The organism is Ktedonobacter sp. SOSP1-85 (assembly GCF_016587415.1).
GTDB lineage: Bacteria > Chloroflexota > Ktedonobacteria > Ktedonobacterales > Ktedonobacteraceae > Ktedonobacter.
This window is the reverse complement of the sequence record NZ_BNJI01000001.1, coordinates 6,564,969-6,585,832: the sequence shown is the minus strand read 5'-3', so window position 1 is coordinate 6,585,832 and position 20,864 is coordinate 6,564,969. Positions and strand designations below refer to the sequence as shown.

The 20,864-nt window shown below is 53.0% G+C and carries 23 protein-coding genes and 3 pseudogenes; 8 read left to right on the top strand and 18 right to left on the bottom strand.

The genetic code is table 11. The features are described 5' to 3' along the window. The first annotated feature begins 671 nt into the window (after positions 1 to 671). A complete protein-coding gene (locus tag KTE_RS27830; protein WP_201386771.1) occupies positions 672 to 1,031 on the top strand; it encodes a transposase in 360 nt (119 codons plus the stop codon). Between the two features lie 103 nt (positions 1,032 to 1,134). Here KTE_RS27830 and KTE_RS27825 read toward each other — a convergent pair whose 3' ends face one another. Then, positions 1,135 to 1,719, bottom strand: a complete 585-nt coding sequence (locus tag KTE_RS27825; RefSeq protein WP_201386761.1) for a TetR/AcrR family transcriptional regulator — start codon at positions 1,717 to 1,719, stop codon at positions 1,135 to 1,137. 229 nt (positions 1,720 to 1,948) lie between these two features. On the opposite strand from KTE_RS27825, the gene KTE_RS27820 reads away from it, so the two are divergent. The 4 genes and pseudogenes from KTE_RS27820 to KTE_RS27805 all read left to right on the top strand — a co-directional run bounded on the left by KTE_RS27820 (position 1,949) and on the right by KTE_RS27805 (position 4,457). After that, entirely contained in the window at positions 1,949 to 2,920 is a 972-nt protein-coding gene (locus tag KTE_RS27820; protein WP_201386759.1) for a zinc-binding dehydrogenase, read from the top strand. 236 nt (positions 2,921 to 3,156) lie between these two features. Further along, entirely contained in the window at positions 3,157 to 3,342 is a 186-nt protein-coding gene (locus KTE_RS27815; protein ID WP_201386757.1) for a hypothetical protein, read from the top strand. Positions 3,343 to 3,384: 42 nt separating this feature from the next. After that, positions 3,385 to 3,525, top strand: a pseudogene (locus KTE_RS27810) (transposase); the annotation flags it as partial. 221 nt (positions 3,526 to 3,746) lie between these two features. After that, a complete protein-coding gene (locus KTE_RS27805; protein WP_201386753.1) occupies positions 3,747 to 4,457 on the top strand; it encodes a transposase in 711 nt (236 codons plus the stop codon). A gap of 72 nt (positions 4,458 to 4,529) precedes the next feature. Here the strand turns inward: KTE_RS27805 and KTE_RS27800 are convergent, their stop codons facing one another. From KTE_RS27800 to KTE_RS49830, 6 genes and pseudogenes are all read right to left on the bottom strand, one after another. Beyond that, a complete protein-coding gene (locus tag KTE_RS27800; protein ID WP_201386752.1) occupies positions 4,530 to 4,961 on the bottom strand; it encodes a hypothetical protein in 432 nt (143 codons plus the stop codon). Between the two features lie 227 nt (positions 4,962 to 5,188). Then, positions 5,189 to 6,346: an RNA-guided endonuclease TnpB family protein gene (locus tag KTE_RS27795; RefSeq protein WP_201386750.1), complete on the bottom strand. Its 1,158-nt coding sequence runs from the start codon at positions 6,344 to 6,346 to the stop codon at positions 5,189 to 5,191. Next, positions 6,261 to 6,744 (bottom strand): annotated as a pseudogene (gene tnpA, locus KTE_RS27790) (IS200/IS605 family transposase). The gene KTE_RS27795 and the pseudogene tnpA overlap by 86 nt, the downstream one beginning before the upstream one ends. A 78-nt stretch (positions 6,745 to 6,822) precedes the next feature. Further along, positions 6,823 to 7,524: a hypothetical protein gene (locus tag KTE_RS47925; RefSeq protein WP_236600618.1), complete on the bottom strand. Its 702-nt coding sequence runs from the start codon at positions 7,522 to 7,524 to the stop codon at positions 6,823 to 6,825. After that, positions 7,440 to 8,114 (bottom strand): hypothetical protein, encoded by a 675-nt coding sequence (locus KTE_RS47920; RefSeq protein ID WP_236600617.1) that lies wholly within the window; start codon positions 8,112 to 8,114, stop codon positions 7,440 to 7,442. The genes KTE_RS47925 and KTE_RS47920 overlap by 85 nt, the downstream gene beginning before the upstream one ends. Before the next feature lie 62 nt (positions 8,115 to 8,176). Further along, positions 8,177 to 9,106, bottom strand: coding sequence for an alpha/beta hydrolase family protein (locus tag KTE_RS49830; protein ID WP_374226829.1), 930 nt, complete (start codon positions 9,104 to 9,106; stop codon positions 8,177 to 8,179). 218 nt (positions 9,107 to 9,324) lie between these two features. On the opposite strand from KTE_RS49830, the pseudogene KTE_RS27775 reads away from it, so the two are divergent. The 3 genes and pseudogenes from KTE_RS27775 to KTE_RS27765 all read left to right on the top strand — a co-directional run. Beyond that, positions 9,325 to 9,495 (top strand): annotated as a pseudogene (locus KTE_RS27775) (TetR family transcriptional regulator); the annotation flags it as partial. A gap of 122 nt (positions 9,496 to 9,617) precedes the next feature. Then, entirely contained in the window at positions 9,618 to 9,815 is a 198-nt protein-coding gene (locus KTE_RS27770) for a hypothetical protein (RefSeq protein WP_201386742.1), read from the top strand. 271 nt (positions 9,816 to 10,086) lie between these two features. After that, entirely contained in the window at positions 10,087 to 11,826 is a 1,740-nt protein-coding gene (locus KTE_RS27765) for an ISL3 family transposase (protein WP_201386739.1), read from the top strand. Positions 11,827 to 11,994: 168 nt separating this feature from the next. On the opposite strand, the gene KTE_RS27760 is transcribed toward KTE_RS27765, so the two are convergent. The 11 genes from KTE_RS27760 to KTE_RS27710 form a co-directional block, all read right to left on the bottom strand. Beyond that, complete coding sequence (locus tag KTE_RS27760; protein WP_201386737.1) at positions 11,995 to 12,813, bottom strand: SDR family oxidoreductase; 819 nt, start codon at positions 12,811 to 12,813, stop codon at positions 11,995 to 11,997. Positions 12,814 to 12,833: 20 nt separating this feature from the next. Next, entirely contained in the window at positions 12,834 to 13,295 is a 462-nt protein-coding gene (locus KTE_RS27755) for a MerR family transcriptional regulator (protein WP_201386736.1), read from the bottom strand. A gap of 692 nt (positions 13,296 to 13,987) precedes the next feature. Continuing rightward, a complete protein-coding gene (locus KTE_RS27750; RefSeq protein ID WP_201386735.1) occupies positions 13,988 to 14,950 on the bottom strand; it encodes a HEAT repeat domain-containing protein in 963 nt (320 codons plus the stop codon). Between the two features lie 409 nt (positions 14,951 to 15,359). Further along, positions 15,360 to 15,587 (bottom strand): hypothetical protein, encoded by a 228-nt coding sequence (locus KTE_RS27745; protein WP_201386734.1) that lies wholly within the window; start codon positions 15,585 to 15,587, stop codon positions 15,360 to 15,362. Positions 15,588 to 15,642: 55 nt separating this feature from the next. Further along, positions 15,643 to 16,617, bottom strand: coding sequence for a tyrosine-type recombinase/integrase (locus KTE_RS27740; RefSeq protein ID WP_236600616.1), 975 nt, complete (start codon positions 16,615 to 16,617; stop codon positions 15,643 to 15,645). Positions 16,618 to 16,710: 93 nt separating this feature from the next. Beyond that, positions 16,711 to 17,145, bottom strand: a complete 435-nt coding sequence (locus KTE_RS27735; RefSeq protein ID WP_201386733.1) for a hypothetical protein — start codon at positions 17,143 to 17,145, stop codon at positions 16,711 to 16,713. A 696-nt stretch (positions 17,146 to 17,841) separates the two neighbouring features. Then, on the bottom strand, positions 17,842 to 18,324 hold the full coding sequence (locus tag KTE_RS27730) for a tetratricopeptide repeat protein (protein ID WP_236600615.1): 483 nt from the start codon (positions 18,322 to 18,324) through the stop codon (positions 17,842 to 17,844). A gap of 259 nt (positions 18,325 to 18,583) precedes the next feature. Further along, positions 18,584 to 19,081, bottom strand: coding sequence for a hypothetical protein (locus KTE_RS27725; protein WP_201386732.1), 498 nt, complete (start codon positions 19,079 to 19,081; stop codon positions 18,584 to 18,586). A 117-nt stretch (positions 19,082 to 19,198) separates the two neighbouring features. Further along, complete coding sequence (locus tag KTE_RS27720; RefSeq protein WP_201386731.1) at positions 19,199 to 19,444, bottom strand: hypothetical protein; 246 nt, start codon at positions 19,442 to 19,444, stop codon at positions 19,199 to 19,201. Between the two features lie 663 nt (positions 19,445 to 20,107). Then, the gene (locus KTE_RS27715) at positions 20,108 to 20,290 is read right to left on the bottom strand and encodes a hypothetical protein (RefSeq protein WP_201386729.1); all 183 of its coding nucleotides are present in this window, start codon (positions 20,288 to 20,290) and stop codon (positions 20,108 to 20,110) included. A 292-nt stretch (positions 20,291 to 20,582) separates the two neighbouring features. Beyond that, entirely contained in the window at positions 20,583 to 20,798 is a 216-nt protein-coding gene (locus KTE_RS27710; RefSeq protein ID WP_201386725.1) for a hypothetical protein, read from the bottom strand. Positions 20,799 to 20,864: the final 66 nt, after the last annotated feature.

Here is a 20,864-nt window from a genome sequence, read left to right as displayed (position 1 = left end):
TTGTGTTTGGGGTGGGAATGGTTTCTGGAGTTATTGGCCTGTTCTACGTTCCTTACAGCAGGATATTTATGTCCATTGCAATAGCCTATTTCATTATTAGTGGTCTCATCCCCTTGCTTGGTAAGATCTTGTTCGGGAAAAAAGGGGAGCCAATAGTGTGAAGTACTAAGTACCAAAGCTTCATCAATGAATCGAGAAAGATTTTTCGACCAATGACGACAAAGAAAGTAGTTGATCTGCTGGAATGGCTTCTTCTTTTCCTGATTTCTACAGCAGTATTTTGCCTGCTTCCTGGATTTTTTACAATAAGCCCATCTATTCCTATGTCTCCATCGTATGTGTGCTCATAGCGATTCCTGTTGCACTTCTTGTGCGTATTTTGGAAAAGCGCATCATTCAAGCCTTCTCTCTATCCCTCGTGATCGTGGTAGTATTTGCGGTTGTTAGCACTCTGATGTGGAAGGATTCCCCACAATTAAGAGAAGCAGGTAGTGCGACATTTTGTGGTCTCCTCTCATAAAGACCCTCCTTCCTGTATCCGCTGCCATAACTCACGGGACTCCTGGCTGTGGTACAACTGCATGAAATCAAAGACCGAGCCGCCATGCTGCCAGACATGACAGTACCAGCGACACATATCCGAGGCCTTAGGCTCCTAGTACTGGTTCAGCATGTTGCCACCGGAGACCTCGCTCCAGCGTTTGATTCTGCTGGCCCATGCGCGTTGGGTCATCGAGCAGTTTTACGAAGATGCCAAACAGGAATGTGGCCTGGATCACTACCAGGGACGGAGTTGGAAAGGACTGCATCGACATCTGGCCCTCGTCATGCTGGCCTACAGTTTCCTCATGCTTTATCGATTCACACTGCCTCTGCCCGCTGGAGAGGCCTTTCCCCCCCTCCGTGACGCGAAGCTCGCTGCCTTCCGTGCATCGCCAGGTGCTGCTCTGGCTCTTCCAGGATCTCGTCTTCTGGCTGCTCCACACTCAGCAGATCGAGGCCTTCCGTCCCAGAAGAAACTAACAAAGTAGTACAAGAGCGCCGGTCAAGAAAGGTGAAGGGTGGATAGACAGATGGGAGAAAGCATGATACTCAGAAGAAAAACTGTGAAGAGATTCTCTTCTGAGGAAACGGTCATTCCCAAGTGCTTGCTTCGTGGAAAATCGAAGCCGCAAGCTGTGAACAGTACTGAGCTATCTCTCCAGGAGAATAAGGTCTTCCCTGTTCAAGCCACCAGGTAATTGCATCGACAAACAACGAGGCCAGCAGTGTTGGCAGAAATCCATTCACAAACACACGACGATCAGCTATGGGTTGCTTGTTTGGAACAAGTGTATGTTCCTTGACCAATTCAGCTAAAGAGGCTCGCATCTTCATGGCAAACCAGGGACTCCCTTTTCCCCCAAGCAGCACACGATAGAGTTGTTCGTATTCCGCCACATGCTCGAAGAGATTTACCCATTGTTGCGGAGGGCGTTCTGGGCCGAAGTTACCCAATGCGCTCATCAAAATGTGCATCTCATCCTCGAAGATCTGCTCGACCAGATCATATTTATCTTGATAATTGCGATAAAACGCTGTCCGACTCACCATGGCCCGCTGGATAATCTCGCTCACAGTGAGCGCGTCAAAGCCTCGCTCCTCGATCAAATCAAGCAACGCCTCCCGCAACAGTTTTTTCATGCGTCTCACGCGTAAGTTCTCCGTGTTTTGGGTCATTTTATGCTCATTTGTTCCATTCAGAACAAATCCTCTCGATTGTGACTTGTTTCTTCATACTCTGCTGACTATACTTGCGAAAAGACAGGATATTCCGTCTGGAACAGTATGTTCCGAGTAGTAAGTCCTGTCAAGAGGCAAATCTGAGCCGTCTATGGGGCAATGAGAGAGTCGCATGGATGGTACTGTCACAAGCCAAAATCACAGAAAAAGATACAGGAGATGACTCATGCGTATTGTAAAAGTTCGCCAATTTGGCCTCCCCGAAGTGTTACGCCTTGAAGAGAGCGAAGAGCCGCAGGCTGGCCCCCACCAGGTCGTGATCGTCGTAGAGGCGGCAGGTGTCTCTTTTGGAGATACATCCATCCGCGCGGGAAAGTACCCCTTCCCGCTCCCCTTTGCACCCGGATGGGCGGTGGGTGGTCAGATCAGATCAGTCGGACCAGACGGTGACCTGACACTCGTGGGAAAGCCCGTGGTGGCGCTCACCAAGGCGGGTGGTGGTTATGGAGAGCAAGTGGTTACTGATGTGACCAACGTTTTCTCTCTTCCAAAGGATCTGTCTGTTGAACAGGCGTTGGGCGTGTTCCTGGCAGGAGGAACTGCCATCTCCATCCTGAAAACGGTGCAGATCGAACCCGGTGAAACCGTTTTGATCACGGCAGCAGCGGGCAACACTGGTTCGCAATTGGTCCAACTGGCGAAAGCAGCGGGCGCAGGCACCGTGATTGGTGCAGCGGGGGGGAAAGAGAAACTCGCGGTCGTTTCTCGACTTGGGGCCGATGTGGTTATCGACTACGGTGAGAATGACTGGGTGGAGCAGGTGCGAAACGTCACAGGAGGCAGAGGGGCCGATGTGGTCATTGACGCAGTGGGAGGGACCATTGGTCGTCAAGCCTTTGAGGTGACAACGAACGGGAGTGGTCGGTTGGTGGTGTACGGCTCTTCCTCTGGCACCGAGGCGACGATCTGCCTGCATGACTTGGCGATGCGAGGCATTACGGTGATTGGCGCCCTTGGGATGGCGATGGCCAGGACAGAACAGGAAACACGCGCTCACATGGAGACCGCATTGCAAGAGGCAGCAGCTGGGCGACTGGTAGCCGTGATTGGGCAGAGATACCCGCTGGAGCGTGCCGCTGATGCCCATGCAGCCATTGAAGCGCGACAGGCGATTGGCATGGTGCTGCTCATCCCTTAATGCGCGAGGGCAGCAGACCTGTATGGAGTTGCGAGTCTGCTGCCACATTTCGCAATGCGTGTCACATCAGCCTGTCAATGCTTTGAAGAAGTCGGCGCCTCATGCAACGCGAAACATCAGACGGGAACACTTCTCATTTCTCTCTGACCATCGAACAAGAACTGGCCGAGCAGGCATGCGCTCATGGCCCAGGCAACGTTTGCCATCCTTGAAAAAGATGCGCAAAGGAGCACACCATGCGTCCCTCACCATGGCACCCTCCGGTTACCCCAACGCCTTTGGAGCAAACCATTATCACATGCATCAAACGAGCGAAATTGTTTGTCTTTCTCCGGCATCACCGTTCTGACGCTTTTCAAGAAAAACTGGCCACACTCTATGCACCAGGTTTCCGAGGTCAGCCACCCATCGCTCCAGCATAACTGGCACTGGCAACCATCGTGTAAGCCTACACAGGTGTCTCAGATGATGAGGTCATTGAGGCGACGCTCATGGATCGGCGGTGGCAGCTTGTCCTGGATTGCGTCGATACGGAAGAGGCACCTTTTAGCAAAGGAACACTGGTAGCGTTCCGCAAGCGGCTGATTGAGGGGCAGATGGACTGACGGCTCATCGAACGAACGATAGAGATTGCAAATCAAAGCCAGGCATTTGGGTCACGGCCATTGCGTACTGCATTGGATAGCAGTCCATTGTGGGGAGCTGGACGAGTTGAGGATACATGTAATCTGGTGGGTCACCCGCTCAAAAAGGTCATGCGCGTGGTGGCTGAGCAACAGGAGCGAGCTCCGGTCGAAGTAGCGAAAGAGGCAGGAGCAGAGTTGATTTGTGGGAGCAGTCTGAAGGAGCGTTGGATCGCGATTGGGATCAACAAATCCAGAAAGATGAGGCGTTGGCACTGGTCTTGAACGTGTTACAAGCCGTGGAAACCTGGGTGCAGACCCTGCAACAGGAAGATGCGCAACTGGCTCAGTCATCTCTTTCAGTTGCACAACAGGTCAAGGCGCAAGATGTAGAAGTCGATGAGAATGGAAAGGCAAGCCTAATCAAGGGGGTGGCGAAAGACCGGCGCATCAGCATAGAAGATGAGCAGATGCAGCATGGACGTAAAAGTCGCAGTGTGCGGGTAGATGGCTACAAGCGCCATGTGCTCCACGATCTGGACACGGGTCTCATCCGTGCGGCAGGTTTGACGCCAGCGAATATGCCGGAAGCCAGTGTGACGGAAGCGATCAGCGTCGATCTGGATCGACAAGAGGTCTTTTTGAAGGAACTGCACATCGATCGGGCGTATTTGAGTAGCCATTTGGTGCGTGAGCGCAGCGACGATCTGGAAGTGTACTGGAAAGCCTGGCCGGTTCGCGAAACCAAACGTTTTCCCAAGCAGGCGTTTACCCTGGACTGGGAGCAGCAGATCATCAGGTGTCCTGCGGAACAAGAGAGGAACTCCCCACGCGATGCGCAACGAGCTGTACATTCCAAGCAAAATGGCTCAGGAGGGCTCTTCAGTCGGCTTACTCTAAAAAGAACAAAATGACCTTCGCCCTCTGATCCATTCAGCGGGCGAGAACCTCTGATCAAAAATCTCAGCGTGCTCGTGCCTCCTTTGTCAATTCGCCACTAAAAAAGAGGGGACTCCAGCGACAGTAACACGCAGTCGTGGTGGTCCGAACCCAGCATTGCGTGCAAGTCGGTCACGCCAGTTCCAGCGGTGACGGGACCGGACGGCACGCGGTGGGCGGGGGGAAGGCAAAACCTCTTGCTGGGTCTTCTCTAAGGGAAGAACTTCAACGTATTGACGACGCCAATGGGCTGTCCAGGTGCGGCGAAGCGTGCGACCGGCCACATCCACCCACTGCATCGATCCAAGGACGACGGGTTTTCGTTCCACTGAGGAGGATACAGGTAAGAGGCGACGGACGGCACTGACACGACGAGCCCGGTTGCCTTTGGCTCCTGGTGCTAGACACTGTTCTCTGAGAGCACAGGGCTGACAATCAGTCTGGTATGCCAGATAGACAGCACGCTTCAGTAAAGGCATTCTCTTGACGTACTTCACTCAACCACAGGCTGGCTCCTGCTGGACAACGTAGCTTCCCGTCCTCTTGCAACACAAATTCCTCGCCGGCAATTTGATTGCGTGCTCGCCCCACATCTCCAGCCAATTGCCACGGACCATACTCTTCTGGTGTGGGTTCTGGAGTTGGCAAAAGGAGTGTTGCTTCTTTGAGTGGTGCCCATTCGATCTCTCGTGACGACTCCCCACGGCTACAAGCCGGGGGCTTCTGGAATGACGCGGCTGTGTCGTCCCACAGCCTTTAAACCTTCATCTAAAATATTTTTGCTGCCATTGTGATCGCGATCGATCACGAGTCCACAGTTGGGACATTCGTAGATCCGTACGCAGAGCGGCATCTCTTGCACATGCCCGCAGCAGGAACATCGCTGACTGGTGTAGGCTGGGTTGACTTTGACCACTGTGCGGCCAGCTTCTTCCGCTTTGCTGCACAGAAACGCAAAGAACTGCGACCACGCTGCATCTGCGATGGATGCGGACAGTTTCGGATTCTTGACCATGTTGCGCACGATCAGCGCCTCTACGGCGATCAGGTTGCAGGTGTTGACAATCTTGCGCGAGTGCTGGTGCGCAAAGTTCTTGCGGCGATGCTTTGTCCGTTCGTGGACGCGTGCCACGCGTTTCTTGAGCTTCTTTCGTTCTTGCGATTGTTTCGGGGCTTTGTCTCGCTTGCGTTGTGCCTTCGCCAGGTTCTTTTCTTCTTGCCTGATGAAGCGTGGATTCTCAAGAGACGTGCCATCGGAGAGATAGGCAAAGGTTTTGAGCCCGACATCGATGCCGACTTCTTTGTCTGATTGAGGGACGTTTCCCTTTGGCACATCTTCACACGAGATCGAGACAAACCATTTGCCTGTAGGCGTCCGCTTCACAATCGCTGTTTTTGGCGTTCCGGCGAGGGGCCGATGCATCACCATTTTCACCTGGCCCAATTTGGCGAGCACGAGCGTTCCCCGGTTCTTTTGAGCGCTCGCTGCAACGTCGAAACTATTGCCGTATTGCTTGAACGTCATGCTATCATAGCGAACATGAGACTTGTATCTGGGATAGCCTGGCTTCTCTCCACTCGCACATCTCTGGAAAAATCGATCAAAGGCAAGATCCACGCGTTTGACCGCATCTTGGAGAACTTGGGAAGGCACCTCAGCCAGATCGGGACGCATGTGTCTGCACTCGGGCAATTCGGCGCACTGATGGGAAAAGCCGATCGATTTCCCCGCCATTCTATAGGCATCCCGGCGTTCTTGCAAGGCGGCGTTGTACGTCTCACACAGCAGTTGTAGCCAGTGGGTGAGGGTCGTCTCTTGCTTTTTTGTCGGATAGATCCGGTAGTGAAAGGTCTTGTGAGACATGGTTTTGTTGCTCAATAGACTGCTTGATGACGCTCAAGGAAGCACCACCTGATGTGCTGACACAAGAGGAATTCGTCCACAACGTGGGCAATGCTCGCTTGAGTTGCGGGAACTCCTGTCGCAAGCATCGAGAGGAACGATCTTTGATGCGTTTCACCAGCCGATGGATCCCAAACTGGAGGTCCATATTGACCCGCGAGATGCACATGATCTGGCATCACCTCTCGCTCTGCTTGAAGCTCTTCGCAGACCTGGCAAATGATCTGCTTGAAGCGGGTTTCGATGGTCCCGACAAGCAGTGTGCGTCGATAGTTGGGACACCAGACCACATGAGAATGGCACGCAAAAACCACGTTCCGATTGCTTCGATGCTCTTGAACATGAGTTCCAGTGTACAGCACTTTTGTATCTCCTGTCAAGAGGAGAATACCCCAACGCGTTGCTCTTCTTCCCCTCTCCAAAAAGGAACGCGTCTTTCATCCCCATGGCTGAAGCCAGGGGCTTTCAGACGCGGTTATGGGTAATTGATCTCCCTGCATCAGCTTTCCAAGCGAGAGACGGAGGTTCCACACCCATTGACACACAATTTGCCAGAGTTCCTGACCACACGGTGTGTACGAGCACCAGCGATCGAGATCTTCTTCAATATCTTCGTCGCCGAGGACAGCTTCAAAGGCCCCACGTCCGTGATACAAGTCGAAGGCATCCTCGACCAGGAACCCCTCGATGGGCAGCGTGGTGATGAAGAGCTCATACACCCATTCGCTCACTCTCTTGCCTACTGTGACTTTTTTGTCAGGCGGAGGGGCAGCATGTCGAGCCACAATCACACGTACCTGGGGTGCGCCCTCGTCAAGGGGAAGCCAGCCTCCATCAAACAACTCAACGACGTCACCAATATTCGTCGCAGTCACACGTGCGCTCGGTGGATGGGCGAGCACACGCTGGAGCTGCGGACGCTCTAGCATTCGATACGTTCGCCCTCGCGTGATCAGGTAGACTCCGGCCTCAATGAGTTGGGCAATTACAACTGCATCGCCGTATTGTCCATCGAGACGAACTAAAGCTGTCTCTGTTGTCAGTGCGAAGTGTGCTAAGTAGGTCTTGATGGATTGAAGCGCCGAAGCCAGTTCACCCTGATAGTCGCCATTGCCTTGCCCCCATACGTGCCGATCCATTGACGAGTATGCATCTGAAGGGCAGCGGTACGTGTGCGTACAACCTCACCCCGCTTGCGTCCCTTGTAGCCTGGCGCACAGACCGCATCGAGACGACGGCGTGCGGCAGGAAGCGTTGGACCGCAGGGTAATGCGCGTTGTCGTGCTGCTTGGCGTGTAGCATCCACATCAAAGACAATGTAACGACGTCCCTGTCGATCGAAGAGGCCACCAATGGTTTCCGAGGTCCATCCTTCGGCAAAGCTGAGCTGCCCGAAAAGCGTGCGAAAGGCTTCTAAGCAAGGGTGATCCACGTCGGCGAGGAAACGGCTCAAACTAGAGCGATGGGGAAGCTTGGCACGCCCAAAGAGGGCCATGAACGCTGCCCCAAAGGGAGCTAAGCGTTCAAAGAAATCAGCCAGTGTCCTTTCTCCGCTGATAGCATAGCCGATGAGAAGCGCAAGAAAATCAATGGGCTCATAGGTGCCGAAGTGGCCACGCACCAGGCGAATCTGGTGCGTGAAGGACTCCAGAAATCCTTTTGTGGTGAGGTGCTGGGAGAGGATAGCGACTTCGGCGAACCAGGGAGGGACCGAATTGCTCAGAAGCACACTGCACGCCCCCTCGCCGACGTCGAGTCGGCGAGGGGGCGTGCAGTGTGCTTCTGAGAGCTTCACCTGGATTCAATTCGACCCAGTGGATTGGGACTTTCCATCAAAGCCTTGCGCGAGGCCTTCCAACTGGAATCCTCGGGGTAGAGCGCGGTGCGCAAGTAGGCCCAGGTAAGCTGCTGGATCAGGGCGACGCGTTCAGGGTTCTCGTCCATCGTTTCCGTGACGTTGTACCCGGTAATTCCGCCAAGCGAGTGCTCTGCTCCGAACAGCGTCAGGAGGCTCTTGCCACCTGGACTCAAGAAGTACGGGTCAGTAAACCAGTCCGGTCCCCGCACGGACAGGGGGGACTGGTCGTGATCTCCCGCGATCACGAGGGTCGGCGTGTTCATGTCCGCGAAGCTCGGATTCATAAACGAGAAGTGCTCGGCTGCAAACGGAGTCAGGTCAGCTCCGCCCAGGCCAGGCGTGGCAAGCAGCACACCCGCTTTGATCCGCGAGTCGGACAGGTCCTCTCCCGTTCCGCCCTCGGGACCCTTGACTCGCGCGCCCAGCAGCATGCTCGCCGTCTGGCCGCCCCAGGAGTGTCCGGCGGCGGCAATGCGGCTTCGATCGAGGCGACCACTGAGGCCGGGAACGGACGCTTCAAGCTGATCAAGCTGATCGAGAATGCGCTTCATGTCCTCGATGCGGAAACGCCAGATCAGCGGGGTACGGGGATCGTCAGGAGGAAGGCTCAGCGTCCTGGAGTCGAGATGGGTGGGTTGCATGACCACAAAGCCGTGAGCAGCCCAGAAGTCGACCAACGGGCTGTAGCTGTCCAACGACAAGCCAAAGCCGTGCGAGAAAACAATCAGGGGCAATTCGCGCCCAATCGCGGGCGCAGACACGCGCACGTGCAGATCCTCACCACGGCCTGGGGATGAGAGCACTATCGGCTTCACCGAGACGACTGAAGTGGGCGCGTTGATGGATACGTCTGTCATCGCCATGTCTAATTCGTTCATAGAAAGATCTTCCTTCTAGCTCTTTCTCATATGGTATGATATAATATTAGCGGAGCAATGCTCCGCTAATATTATATGGAACATTGTTCCGTTTGTCAAGCGATTGTTTTGAGGGAGGGAATGAAGCGATGACCACCGTCGACGAGGGAGCGGGGCAACCAGTCCGAAAGATTCGGGCCGACGCGCAGCGCAACGAGCAGGCGTTGCTCGCCGCCGCCGCTCAAGCTAGCGAGATCAGCGCCGATATTGATGCCCTCGAATTGATGTATGGCATCGGCAACCTCTGCGTTGGTGCCGACAACGACCCGCGCTACAATGCCCGCCGCATGGTTGAGCTGCTCATCGCGGGACTCCTCCAATCGCGCTCGACTTGATACTGCTGATCCAGAGAAGAAGCATCTGCAATACCTCGATACGGTTGGTCAACGCGCGTCACAGCGCCGGAGTTGTTGAGCGTGGCTGTCGTTTGGCTCATTTTCTGCCGAAAGGGGCTTTTATGGGTCATGAGTCAAAACTGAGGATTGGCTTTGCTTCATGGCCTCTCTACCCACTTGCCATCCCTCAATGTCTCTGGGTTGGAAGCCGAGGACTGGTAAAGGTCGCCGCTGCTTCCCTGACAATGATTGGCGGCAGAAGTGGGCTCCGGGACCATATCTTCGCCAGATTGACGCAGATCATCGCCCATTTTCGCTGATCTGCCGTGATTTTCAGCGGGATATCGATCATTTTCTGTGCTCGCCAAATTCGGCGGGGTTATGAGTCAATTTAGGATTTGGGCGAAGTTATGCGCCGGAAAATCTATTGTTGGCTCATCCATTCAAGCTCACTAAACTGGCGAGATTATGAGTCAGAACCGGCGAATTTATGAATCTTACGCAACCTTGCTGATGAGTAATGTGGTATACTAAAAAGTTGAACATTTTTTCGCTTTTTTAGAGCTTTTTTGAGGATTCAAAAACCATTCTATGATCATTTTTCCAGACCTTCCTCACGTCGAAGTAGAAGGAGTAGAAATAGCTGAGGAGATCACCCTGACCTTACGGACGACCTCCCCAACTGCTCCTTGCCCCTCATGTGGGACCGTATCTTCGCGCATCCAAAGTCTCTATTCACGTGCACTCCGTGATCTTCCTTCGGTTGGACGTCCGCTTCGTCTCATTCTGCATGTGCGTCGTTTCTTTTGCAAAAAGAATACCTGTGCGCAAAAGATCTTCGTTGAACGGCTTCCAGAGCTTTGTCACCCTCACGCTCAGCGCACCAAACGGCTCCAAAAGGCCCTCTGTGAGCTCGGACTCAAAATCGGGGGCCAAGCCGGAGCGGATGTGGGAAGTGAGTTGGGCATCAGCGGAAGTCGCGATACCATCTTGCGTCTGGTTCGCCAATCACACCCGTCAGCTCAATCAGCCCCACACGTTATTGGGCTGGACGACTGGGCACGCAGGCGCAGGCTGCGCTATGGAACCCTGATCTGTGATCTGGAATTGGGCCTGCCCATTGACCTGCTTCCCGACCGCTCGGTCAAAACGGTCTCCACCTGGCTGCTCAAGCATCCCTCCATCAAGGTGGTTAGCCGCGATGGGTCCTCGGAATATGCGTCAGCTATTCAAAAAGGGGCCCCCCAAGCTGTACAGGTAAGTGACCGCTGGCATTTGGTGAAGAATCTAGCTGCATGTGTCTCAGTGCAATTGACCCAAAGCCTGACGCAACTGCGTCGTGCTGAGCAGACAGAAGCCAAGACCCTCGACGGGCAGCAACCCTCACCTGAACGTCAAAGTCATCCCAGGACACGCGCTGAGAAACGAGCACAACACGCTCGTCAAGCGGAGCGAACAGCTCGTTACGAGCAGATGATGGCACTGCAACAGCAAGGGATGAAAAGCATTGAGATTGCGGCTCACATGGGTATGGCACCACGAACCGTTCGGGAGTGGCTTGATCGCGGAGATATTCCTTATTCCGGTTCTCGCAAGCCTCGAACACGTCTCATCGATCCCTACAAGACCTATCTCCTGGAACGCTGGCAACAAGGGTGCCGCCAGGGAGTACAACTGGAAAGAGAACTGAGAGCAAAAGGGTATAAAGGATCACCACGAGCCATCTATCGCTACCTGGAGACGGTAGATGCGTTGAGCTTTTCTGCCCGCAAAAGCGGTTCCCAATTAGCGACGAAACCACTCAATCCCCTCTTGACTCTCTCGGCACCACAGGCCACCTGGCTCTTTTTCCGCAAACATGAGGATTTGAAGGAAGAAGAACGGGAGACCCTTCAACAGTTAAGGCAGATGAGCCCACACCTTGAGACCGCCTACCAACTGGTAGAGATGTTTCTTCACATGGTCCGTGAGCGTACAGGAGAACAGCTTGACGCCTGGCTGGCAGCGGTGAAAGCCAGCCATCTTGAAGCGTTTGAGTCCTTTGTGACGGGTGTGCAACAAGACAAAGATGCCGTTCTTGCGGGATTGACGTTACCTTGGAGCAATGGTCCTTTGGAAGGAAATGTGAATCGGCTTAAGCTCATCAAAAGAAGTATGTATGGTCGCGCCGAAATCGATCTGCTCAAGCTTCGTGTGCTCCATCACAGCAAAAAGAGTCAGGAGAGAAAAAGGAAGCAAAAACAACAAGTGGCTCATTTGAAGAAACCGAAGAGTATGAAAAATGGCGTAATTTCCCAGCATACCACAACTGCGATCAGCAAGGTTGCGTAAGAATCAAGTTATGGTCTTTCTGACAAGTATCCTGATGGGCAAGCTATTCGGAGGTAGCTTGCCCATCAGGATACTCCTTGTAAAAGCAACCAGTTTCATGCTGGGATTTACAGTGAGAGCGCGCGTCAGCGAAACAGTCTTTTGCTGACTTGACGCGTCGAACCGCCCTTATTCGCCATGAGCTTCTTCGCTGAGATCTTTAAACGTATCCCACTCAGTCAGGCGCTTCTCATACTCAGCATGGACCATGTCATGTGCGCCCCTCCCGAAGAAGATCCGTAGTGGAGGCTGCTCCATATCGACCAGTTTCAGCACGACCTGCCCGGTGGCCTCTGGATTGCCGCGAAGGGATGTCCCTCTGCGAGCACGATTGGCTTCCCGTACATGTTCATAGGCCTGCAGTTCTCGGGCAAACTTGGCGGAAGGGCCAGCCCAGTCCGTGGCATAGCCAATTGGCTCGATCAGAGTCACCTTGATACCCAGCGGCTGCACTTCCTGGTTGAGCGCCTGGCTAAACCCTTCAAGCCCCCATTTGCTCGCGTGGTACATGCCGATATTGGCGAAGGCATTGACTCCACCAATACTGGAAACCTGGATGATGTGTCCGCTGCCCTGCTCGCGCAAGTACGGGAGCGCCGCCTGCGTCACCCACAATGTGCCAAACAGGTTCGTCTCTAACTGGTCACGCGCCTCCTGCTCGCTGATCTCTTCTACTGCGCCAAACAGACCATAGCCCGCATTATTGATAATGACATCGAGACGACCAAAGTGATCGTGTGCCCGTTTTACCGTCCTCTCCACGGCAGCTTTCTCGGTCACATCCAGAGCCAGCGTCAGAACGTTCTTGCCATATTTTTCGTTGAGATCTTGCAGTCCCTCCACGTTACGCGCGGTTGCCGCGACCATATCGCCGCGTTCGAGTGCCGCCTCGGCCCAGATACGTCCGAACCCCTTCGAGGTCCCAGTAATAAACCATGTTTTCGTCATAAAACCTTCTTTGCAATGTGTTACTTCAACTCTTTGGCGATTTCCCGATTGCGAGCAGCGATCTGCGCTGACAATTCCGTATCGCCTTTCATCTGTGCATCCCAGTATGCCACCTTACCATCCAGAAAACGTTGCCGTATTTCAAGTTGGCGGATCTCTTCCGCCACTTTTTCGGCGTGTGTCTGGAACAGCGCTTTTTGCTCTGCGGCCGCTTCACGACCATATTCTCGTAACCGTAGATACCGCCGCATATCGTCGAGGGAAAGGCCACTGGCACGCAGACAGGCAAGTGTCTCCACGACCTGTACTGTCTCCGCACTATAGCGTCGATGACCGCTGCTCTCATTGCGTGGAATCGGTTGGATGAGCCCGATCTTCTCATAGTAGCGCAGCGTATATTCGCTCATGCCGCTTCGGGCGGCCATTTGCTGAATGGTTAAAGTTGCTTCTGGTTCTGTTGCAGTAGTAATATCACGTGACATGGCTCTAGTATAAAATACTTAGAGTGCTCTAAGTCAAGAGGTTATAGATCCTCTTTCTAAGTTGGTGTCGCCTGGTATCGAAGTTTGACCCAATTTACCATTAAATCCCAGTATGAAACTGATTGTTTTTACAACGATAGAGATACTGAGCAATGAGATGGTTGTGGAAATGCGAGCGAAAGGCCAGATTGATCTGAATGTTTCAAAGTGAATTTACAACCATCAGGAACTATGATCCGCTCCTGAGGCGGGGTCTCTGGCATTGCATGGTTGTGCTGCTCAAGATTGGGGGCAAATTGCCCACCCAGAGGAAAAAATCTGCTCACTTTCCGGCTCATGGCCAACTTTGGTGAAAGCCCTTCAATAAAAGAGACTAAAACTCATTAGTTTACGCTGCAGAGAGCAGAGGCTTTTCTTCCGATAACCTCATGATTCACCAAACCTGGCCATGAGCCACTTTCCAGGGCATTTCTTCTGGAAGTCTCAGAATAGATGACTTTCATCCGGGGTGGTGCACCTTCGATGCATGCCCTCTTACCAGCTGCACAGGCCATCAAATGGTTCATGGATTTGAGCCTGGCTGGTCTCTCGCGCAGCTCGCAAGCGCTTTCAGGAAAACGCCACATATGGCCGCTTTCCGTATGAATGGACCGGAATGCAACGCGAAACCCTCGTGTTGTATTCCGGTCCATTCATACCGTGCGAGCATCGCCCAACATACTCAGAGCTCTCGCGACCACCGCACGGATGTCAGCATCAGCATCGTCTAGCACGGCGATCAGAGGATCGACAGCACGGGGGTCGCCCAAGATGCCCAGTGCTATCACTGCCGTCTTACGAATCCACTTCTCCGCATCGCCGAGCAAGGCAATCAGAGGATCAATAGCCCGAGCATCGCCCAACATACTCAGGGATATGGCTGCCTCCACACGGACCGCCATCACCACATCGCCCAGTTCGGTGATCAGGGGATCAACGGCTCGGACATCGTCTAACCTACCCAGTGCCGTGGCCGCCACCTTACGAACATGCCAATCCGCATCATCTAGTGCGGCGATGAGAGGACCAACCGCGCGAGCATCTTTCAACGCCCCCAGGGCTCTTACTACCTCTAAACGGACCGATTCTTTCTCATCGCCGAGCACGGTAATCAAGGCATCAACGGCGTGGACATCACCCAACCTACCCAGGGTATTGGCCACCGCTGCACGAACATGCCAATCCGCATCATCTAGTGCGGCGATCAGGGGATTGATAGCGCGGGCATCACCCACTCTCCCCAGGATTCTGGCGACTTCCTCACGGACGGATCGGGTCTGGTCGTGGAGGGCGGTGATCAGGTGAGGAAGAGCTTGCTTGCGATCCAACCGCGCCAGCGCGTAGAGCGCGCGCAAGCGGAGACGGGAAACATGGTGGGTCAGCAGCGGTATCAGCGCGGGAATCGCTCGCGAATCACCCAGATCGCTCAAAGCCTGGATGGCGGCTTTGCACACCTGATACTCAGGATCGTTGAGCAGTGCAAGCAAGGAGGCAAAGGCTTGCCCTCGCTCGTTGCGGCGACGCATGATGCTGATGATTGTTTGCCGGCGCACCAGGCTGTCCGGATCTGCCAGCCTGGCAAGCAGGGTCTGGAAGGGAACGGGGGATGGCTTCATAGAATGTTTGGTATTCCTATTCTCAACAAATTTCCCTGACGTATTCTCTCCTACAGCACCCTTTCTGGCAAGAAAAGAGGACTATCATATGGTCCAGCTTTCTTTTCTCATCGGCAATGACAGATCCGGTTCGATAGGGCCGTAATCCCATATCGACTCGAATGGCTCTGTGAGCCATATTGTGGCAGCAGAACTGTCCACCGAAGAGGCAAACGGGTGCATCAGGACGTGCATACTGATCTTGAGAATCGTTTTATCTCATGTGCGTTCGGACCAGGCCAGGACTGCTTTTGTACAACAGCCACGACTCAAAATGGTCTGTGAATCATAATATGCCGATACGCTTGTGAAGTATGAATTGGCCCGAACTGCCAATATATGGCTAAGTTTTCACCATGCCACCAGGTTACTAGATCTCGCGATCATAGTGGAGTGTGGTCCCCTCAACGCGCACGTTGTAGTACACCCAGCGCTCGTTATCCAGGCCCACTTCTGCGCGGTCTGCCTGTGTCTGCCCAATTGCAACCAAAGCGAACGCCAGAGCGCCCAGTGGCATCGTTGCGACCATGGGGATCGTGGCAAAGGATTGCTCATCAGTAGTGGATCCAAACAGGCGCACCTCATAGGTTGGCTTCATATGTGGTCTCTTCCCCATGTTTCTCGCCTTCTTATATCATATGCTCCTTCGTGCGCTATCCTTTGATATCTTTGAGCTTCTTCTTCACCTGGTCGCGGCTCACCTGGACATAACGAATAGTGGTCGCGATGGCAGGGGTCCCGCTTTTTGTCACGTGGCCCAGGTAGTAGGTTATCTCTTCGAGCGACCACCCGGCCGCACGGGCGCGATGGGCAAAGTCATAGCGCAAATCATGAAAGGTGACATCGGCGATGAGTTCGTACTCGGCCGCGCGTGCCAAGGATTTGAGTTGCTGCCACCACTGATGGATGCCGTCCTCGCTCCAGCGCCAGCCGTCAACCTCTCCAGTTCCAAGGCGTTTCTTCGCACGCTGGCTGGTAAAGACATAGGCACTCGCTTTACGCATCCCCTGCTCCAGGTATTCATGGAGGGGGCGACGAGCACCGTTGGTCAAATCGATAGTACGTATCTTACCGCCTTTATGCCCAACTGTGATGACCCCTGCCTTCCCGGTCACATGCACCTGGTTGAGCAGAAGCCAGGACACATCACTGACCCGGCAGCCTGACCAGTACCCTAATGCGAAGACGGCCCGTCCTCGCAGATCGGCCTCGCGCTCGATGAGATTGGCCAGGACATAGCGCTGATCGTCGGATAACTCGCGTGGCGCAAGCAGCGCCTGCACAGGAATGGCGATATGGCGCGTGGGATTGCGGTCAAGCAACTGCTTCTCTTCTTGTAACCAGGTGCAGAAGCCAGAGAGGGCCGCTTTGGCCTGCTTTTTCGCGCTGGAGCTGGACAGCGTGGCTAGAAAAAACTCAATGGAGGTCCGGGTGATCTCCTGCGGGTGGAACTGCGCATAGTTGCCTGGACGTTGGGCAAGCCAGGCCACGTACTTGCGCAGAATGCGGGTGTAGGCATCGATCGTCGAGGGATCGCGACTGGCCAGCACCTCCTGCTGGTAGGCGGTGATCCAGTGGTGAGCATCCTGGCCGGGAAAAGGGCGAATTACGGATAAGTTCTCTGCCATTCCTGGTTTCCTTTCATTGCGGAGGCTGCTGCTGTGTGAGCTTAGACACAACTGATGTGGTCACAAGAGACCGCGGCGTGGGTGACACGAGTATCACTTTTGCTCGTCTCCCACAAAGGGAAATTCTCCGATGGTGAAGAACCCATCATCCTGCATTGTCTTCTGCTCAGCTTTTTTCACCGTGTTCGTAGTTGTATCGTAGTCCTCATCTGGGAGAAGGATGTAGTTCTCCTCCGCGCTACAATCTAAATTAGCCATGAGTGCGTTCGTGTTGCCGTATCGGAGGTGAAGACCAGTACTGGTTTCTTTGAGCTCCCACGAGTTCCAAAATTCGATGCTTGTGCACAGTTGGCGCTCCCTCTCATTCCAGACCCATTTTCCCGCTAGGTCATAGGCGAGTCCGACGATCAACAGTCGGGGCTTCTCGTTCACCTGGCGGACAATCCCACCACGTTCCTCAATGGCGGCTTTAGCCCCGTCACTGACCAAGCCCACCAGCAACCAGTAGTGTGCTCTTGGTGTGCTCATATGATGGTTCCCTCGCTTTTCAAAAAAGGAATCACGAGCTTATCTCCCTAACATTCTCTCTGGCGAACGCTCACCTGCTTTGCAGGAGATTTTGGAGTGCTTCTGCTTCAAGCGATGACTAGCAGCGAGATGCTCGTGTGGCTTCTTGCTCTTGCTAATGGCTGCGCTGTTCCTGGTGACCGTTTCCGTCAAGAAAAGGATGACCTCATTACCACGTCTCAGCCAGGGTCTCTCTCGCAAAAAAGTTATGCCGTGAGTTTTTGGCGCTGATTGTGTGAGTAGGTGATAACGATCGGGCCACCCTCACGCTCACTATGAAGATAAGGCCCGTGACCACTTTCTTCAAACTCACCACATAACTACTATTATGCCGTGAGTTTTTCTAAGGTTGAGTATACTCGCTTTGAGCTTGCTTGTCTAGCACTTCATACCAATGTGTGACGTCTTAGCAGGATCTCTGGCCAAAGTGTTTTTTGCTCATGTAGAGTGGGATTCTTCCTCTCTGCCTGAGCGCCAGTTTAGGAGGGAGTCTCATTCTACATGAGCACAGGCCGCAAGTGGCCTGAAACCCTGTATAGATAGTCCTTCGCTACGGAAGCCACTATTCATAAATAGTGGCTTCCGTAGCGAAGGGCCTTGTTAACAAGATCAATTCTATTCCCTAAACGGCCAATTTGGGAACCGATCTCAGGGTATTCACCTCGATCCCATAGCTCGTAGGAGGTTGGCATAATTGTTCCGTGTTTCTTGGGTGAGCTGATGGTCGGGACCCAGGCTCTGTTCCCTGATCCGCAACGCTCGCTGGTAGAGGGGCTCCGCCTTGGCATACTTGCCCTGCTCTCGATACAGGATCGCCAATCCATTGAGGGGATATGCCACATCAGGATGGTCGGGACCCAGGCTCTGTTCCCTGATCCGCAATGCTCGCTGGAAGAGGGGCTCCGCCTCGGCATACTTGCCCTGCTCTTGATACAGGATCGCCAGGTTATTGAGAGGATGTGCCACATCAGGATGGTCGGGACCCAGGCTCTGTTCCCAGATCCGCAATGCTCGCTGGTAGAGGGGCTCCGCCTCGGCATACTTGCCCTGCGTAGAAGCATCCACCGCAACCAGGCTCATCAGATGAGCAGCCTCCTCCTGCTGCTCAGCCAGGACTGCCTCATCTAACCAGAACAACACATGTGGTTGCCAGAGTGCATATTGTAAATGTGATTACTTGATGGCGGCAAAATTTGATAATTATCTGGCATAATACCAGCATTGCCTTTTTCTTCCCTTAGTGATGGAGAGAGCTTTGCCGGCTGATCTAAGCTCTCTTCATGGAAGAGAGCTGTTTATGATATACGTCATAGAATTATCAAAAAAACTACGCCATCAAGTAATCACATTTACAAAATGTAATGACCCCTATTTGGCCAAATTTTACGTTGGTACGGTTTTATAGAAAACTCTCTCCTATGCGCTGAAAGAAACCCACAACTCGTTTCACCTTGCTAGAGCCTACGTGTGGCTTCATTGCATCCGTGAGCTGCTTAATAATCGTTGCCATGTCTTCAATCTTGAGATTCGGCCCTTCAAAAAGATCAATCAGAGCATATCCCATCCAGAGGGTAAAAATCCCATTAAGTCCCGCATTGATACCACTGCCAGTCACCCAGCCAACGACAGGAATTTTCGCCAAGATCCAGGTAAAAAGCTTAGAGCCTGTCCAATAAGCTCCCGCCCCGGCGATAACGCTCAAGGCAACCTTTTTGGATACTTCTCCATTGAATACACCCTGGCCTGCTTTCCGAGCAACGGCTATCATCATGGTTGACCACACACCAGCAATTACCAATGTGTCTGCACCAGGGATCGGAGAGATAGCCAACGGTCCCGCCGCAGATGCAGCCGCAGCAGCAGTACGTAGAATAGTATCGTAATCCTTATCAGCCATAATTTCTCCCTGCCGTTCTCAATCACCCTAAATTTTTGTCGCGTGGCAAAAGCTCCGCCCCTGTTTTGTGACCTCGGTGCAGGTTGGCTGCACAGCCAACCTGCACCGAGGTCGCTTCTACTCATGCTCTTCCATAATAAATTCGCCTAATTTATCGAGGCCCATACCGACCACATTTAAGGGTCCGTGCGCATGATCTCTGACCAACCCGCTGCCGGGAATCTCAAAGGTATCCATCGTATTCGCTGCCAAATCAGCGAGATGCTCAGATCCATTGCTCACGCCATTGCCAACAATGCGCAAGAGCCCGCCAACGACAAAGCGTCCGAACTTAAACGCACCTTCCAGTAATTCTTCATCCATGACGATGTCCTCTTTTCTGGCTCAAGATTACCCGACAAGGGATGTCAATGTCACCACAAGTTCCTGTCAACAAATTGACAAACCCTACCAATGGCGATCATAGTGATGTTTGCAGCCACTTCTCGAACATGTGTAACCACTGCCATAAAAACTGGGACAGCTACAATCGGCACATTTTCCCGCCCCTGGATACTCCGGCGGAGCGGAGGTCCTCTGGGTGAACGCAGCATTCACGATCTGCAAATGCTGCATTTTCCTGGCTGTGTTCTCTCTGCTTGCTTGCTTTTCGCGAATTGTTTCCGTTATCATCAACAATTTGCTCCTGTTCCGACGAATCTTGTCATTTTTCTAATAGCAGTGATAAACTCAAATGCACAACTCTTTGAGCGTCTTCAGCGCCTACTTCTCCAGGAGACCCTGAGCCTCTATCCAACATGTATCAACCAGCTTCTCTTCGCATTCCGTATTGTTTACTTGCTCACCCATTTAATACCTCTCCCGCACTTTGTGTGAAAGCTCTAGCATATGTAAAGAAGCCAGGGTCATGGTGAGACGCGCGCAACAGGCTTTCCCTTTTGGCTGTTTGCCACAACCGGTTCAGAATCACACAAAGTGCAGGAGAGCCATTAAATTCTAAAATTTACATGAAGACAGATCGCTACGTTAATCATCATGATCATCATCGTTGTGGATGGTTTCGATAATCTCTCCAACTGCTGCGCTCACTGCAGTCGATACCGTGGACTTTACTGTCCTCACCACTCCTTTACCTATTTTCTCTCCATCTGCTTCAACAACACCCACTACTACTTCCACCAAACCTCTAAGAATCCCAGTAGCACCCATAAGTCACCTCTCTTGCTTAATTCGAATCGCCTGTATAACGATCCATTAGGTCTCCAACTTCGTGTCCTATAACCGCAGATAGTACACCGCCAAAGACTGCTTTACCCAGATCCATAGCCCATCCTCCAGCAGTTTTTTCTGTTTTTTTGTAGTTGCACGAAGAACACTGGTACGTTTTTGTGCCAATACTTTCGTGAACTAGCTCTAAAGCACCATGACCACGAGAACATTAAAAGCTGCTCAGATGTACCTTCTTGAAAACATAGACTATTCAAGAATAGCCACATTTTCCTTATCGAATCTGTTGTTCAGTCGTTGGGTCAAGATCTGGAATCATCATTAGATCTGTGGATCCTGGGTTCCAGCGGGCCTCAATCCAGGTAATCAGATGTGCTAGTGTATCGAGTTGGGCCACTTCTCCCGACTGAACGTGTTCGATTTTAATGTGGTGTTTGCCTCCCTCTCGTCGCCAGCAGCGGATCAAGAAAGATGTGTACTGCCCGGACATGTCACCCTCCAGGACCTCACAATGTTTCTTTGTTCTGGTATAAGAATAGCTGGCTTTTCTTGGGTC

Excerpts from the sequence above, each read along its gene's own strand:
- KTE_RS47925 (WP_236600618.1), bottom strand. The coding sequence starts at position 7,524 with ATGGATCGGCACGTATGGGGGCAAGGCAATGGCGACTATCAGGGTGAA.
- KTE_RS27765 (WP_201386739.1), top strand. The coding sequence starts at position 10,087 with ATGATCATTTTTCCAGACCTTCCTCACGTCGAAGTAGAAGGAGTAGAA.
- KTE_RS27830 (WP_201386771.1), top strand. The coding sequence starts at position 672 with ATGTTGCCACCGGAGACCTCGCTCCAGCGTTTGATTCTGCTGGCCCAT.
- KTE_RS27715 (WP_201386729.1), bottom strand. The coding sequence starts at position 20,290 with ATGGGTGCTACTGGGATTCTTAGAGGTTTGGTGGAAGTAGTAGTGGGT.
- KTE_RS27760 (WP_201386737.1), bottom strand. The coding sequence starts at position 12,813 with ATGACGAAAACATGGTTTATTACTGGGACCTCGAAGGGGTTCGGACGT.
- KTE_RS27750 (WP_201386735.1), bottom strand. The coding sequence starts at position 14,950 with ATGAAGCCATCCCCCGTTCCCTTCCAGACCCTGCTTGCCAGGCTGGCA.
- KTE_RS27815 (WP_201386757.1), top strand. The coding sequence starts at position 3,157 with ATGCGTCCCTCACCATGGCACCCTCCGGTTACCCCAACGCCTTTGGAG.
- KTE_RS27720 (WP_201386731.1), bottom strand. The coding sequence starts at position 19,444 with ATGGATGAAGAATTACTGGAAGGTGCGTTTAAGTTCGGACGCTTTGTC.
- KTE_RS27710 (WP_201386725.1), bottom strand. The coding sequence starts at position 20,798 with ATGTCCGGGCAGTACACATCTTTCTTGATCCGCTGCTGGCGACGAGAG.
- KTE_RS27795 (WP_201386750.1), bottom strand. The coding sequence starts at position 6,346 with ATGTCTCACAAGACCTTTCACTACCGGATCTATCCGACAAAAAAGCAA.
- KTE_RS27755 (WP_201386736.1), bottom strand. The coding sequence starts at position 13,295 with ATGTCACGTGATATTACTACTGCAACAGAACCAGAAGCAACTTTAACC.
- KTE_RS49830 (WP_374226829.1), bottom strand. The coding sequence starts at position 9,106 with ATGGCGATGACAGACGTATCCATCAACGCGCCCACTTCAGTCGTCTCG.
- KTE_RS27740 (WP_236600616.1), bottom strand. The coding sequence starts at position 16,617 with ATGGCAGAGAACTTATCCGTAATTCGCCCTTTTCCCGGCCAGGATGCT.
- KTE_RS27725 (WP_201386732.1), bottom strand. The coding sequence starts at position 19,081 with ATGGCTGATAAGGATTACGATACTATTCTACGTACTGCTGCTGCGGCT.
- KTE_RS27745 (WP_201386734.1), bottom strand. The coding sequence starts at position 15,587 with ATGAAGCCAACCTATGAGGTGCGCCTGTTTGGATCCACTACTGATGAG.
- KTE_RS27770 (WP_201386742.1), top strand. The coding sequence starts at position 9,618 with ATGGGTCATGAGTCAAAACTGAGGATTGGCTTTGCTTCATGGCCTCTC.
- KTE_RS27825 (WP_201386761.1), bottom strand. The coding sequence starts at position 1,719 with ATGACCCAAAACACGGAGAACTTACGCGTGAGACGCATGAAAAAACTG.
- KTE_RS27735 (WP_201386733.1), bottom strand. The coding sequence starts at position 17,145 with ATGAGCACACCAAGAGCACACTACTGGTTGCTGGTGGGCTTGGTCAGT.
- KTE_RS27820 (WP_201386759.1), top strand. The coding sequence starts at position 1,949 with ATGCGTATTGTAAAAGTTCGCCAATTTGGCCTCCCCGAAGTGTTACGC.
- KTE_RS27800 (WP_201386752.1), bottom strand. The coding sequence starts at position 4,961 with ATGCCTTTACTGAAGCGTGCTGTCTATCTGGCATACCAGACTGATTGT.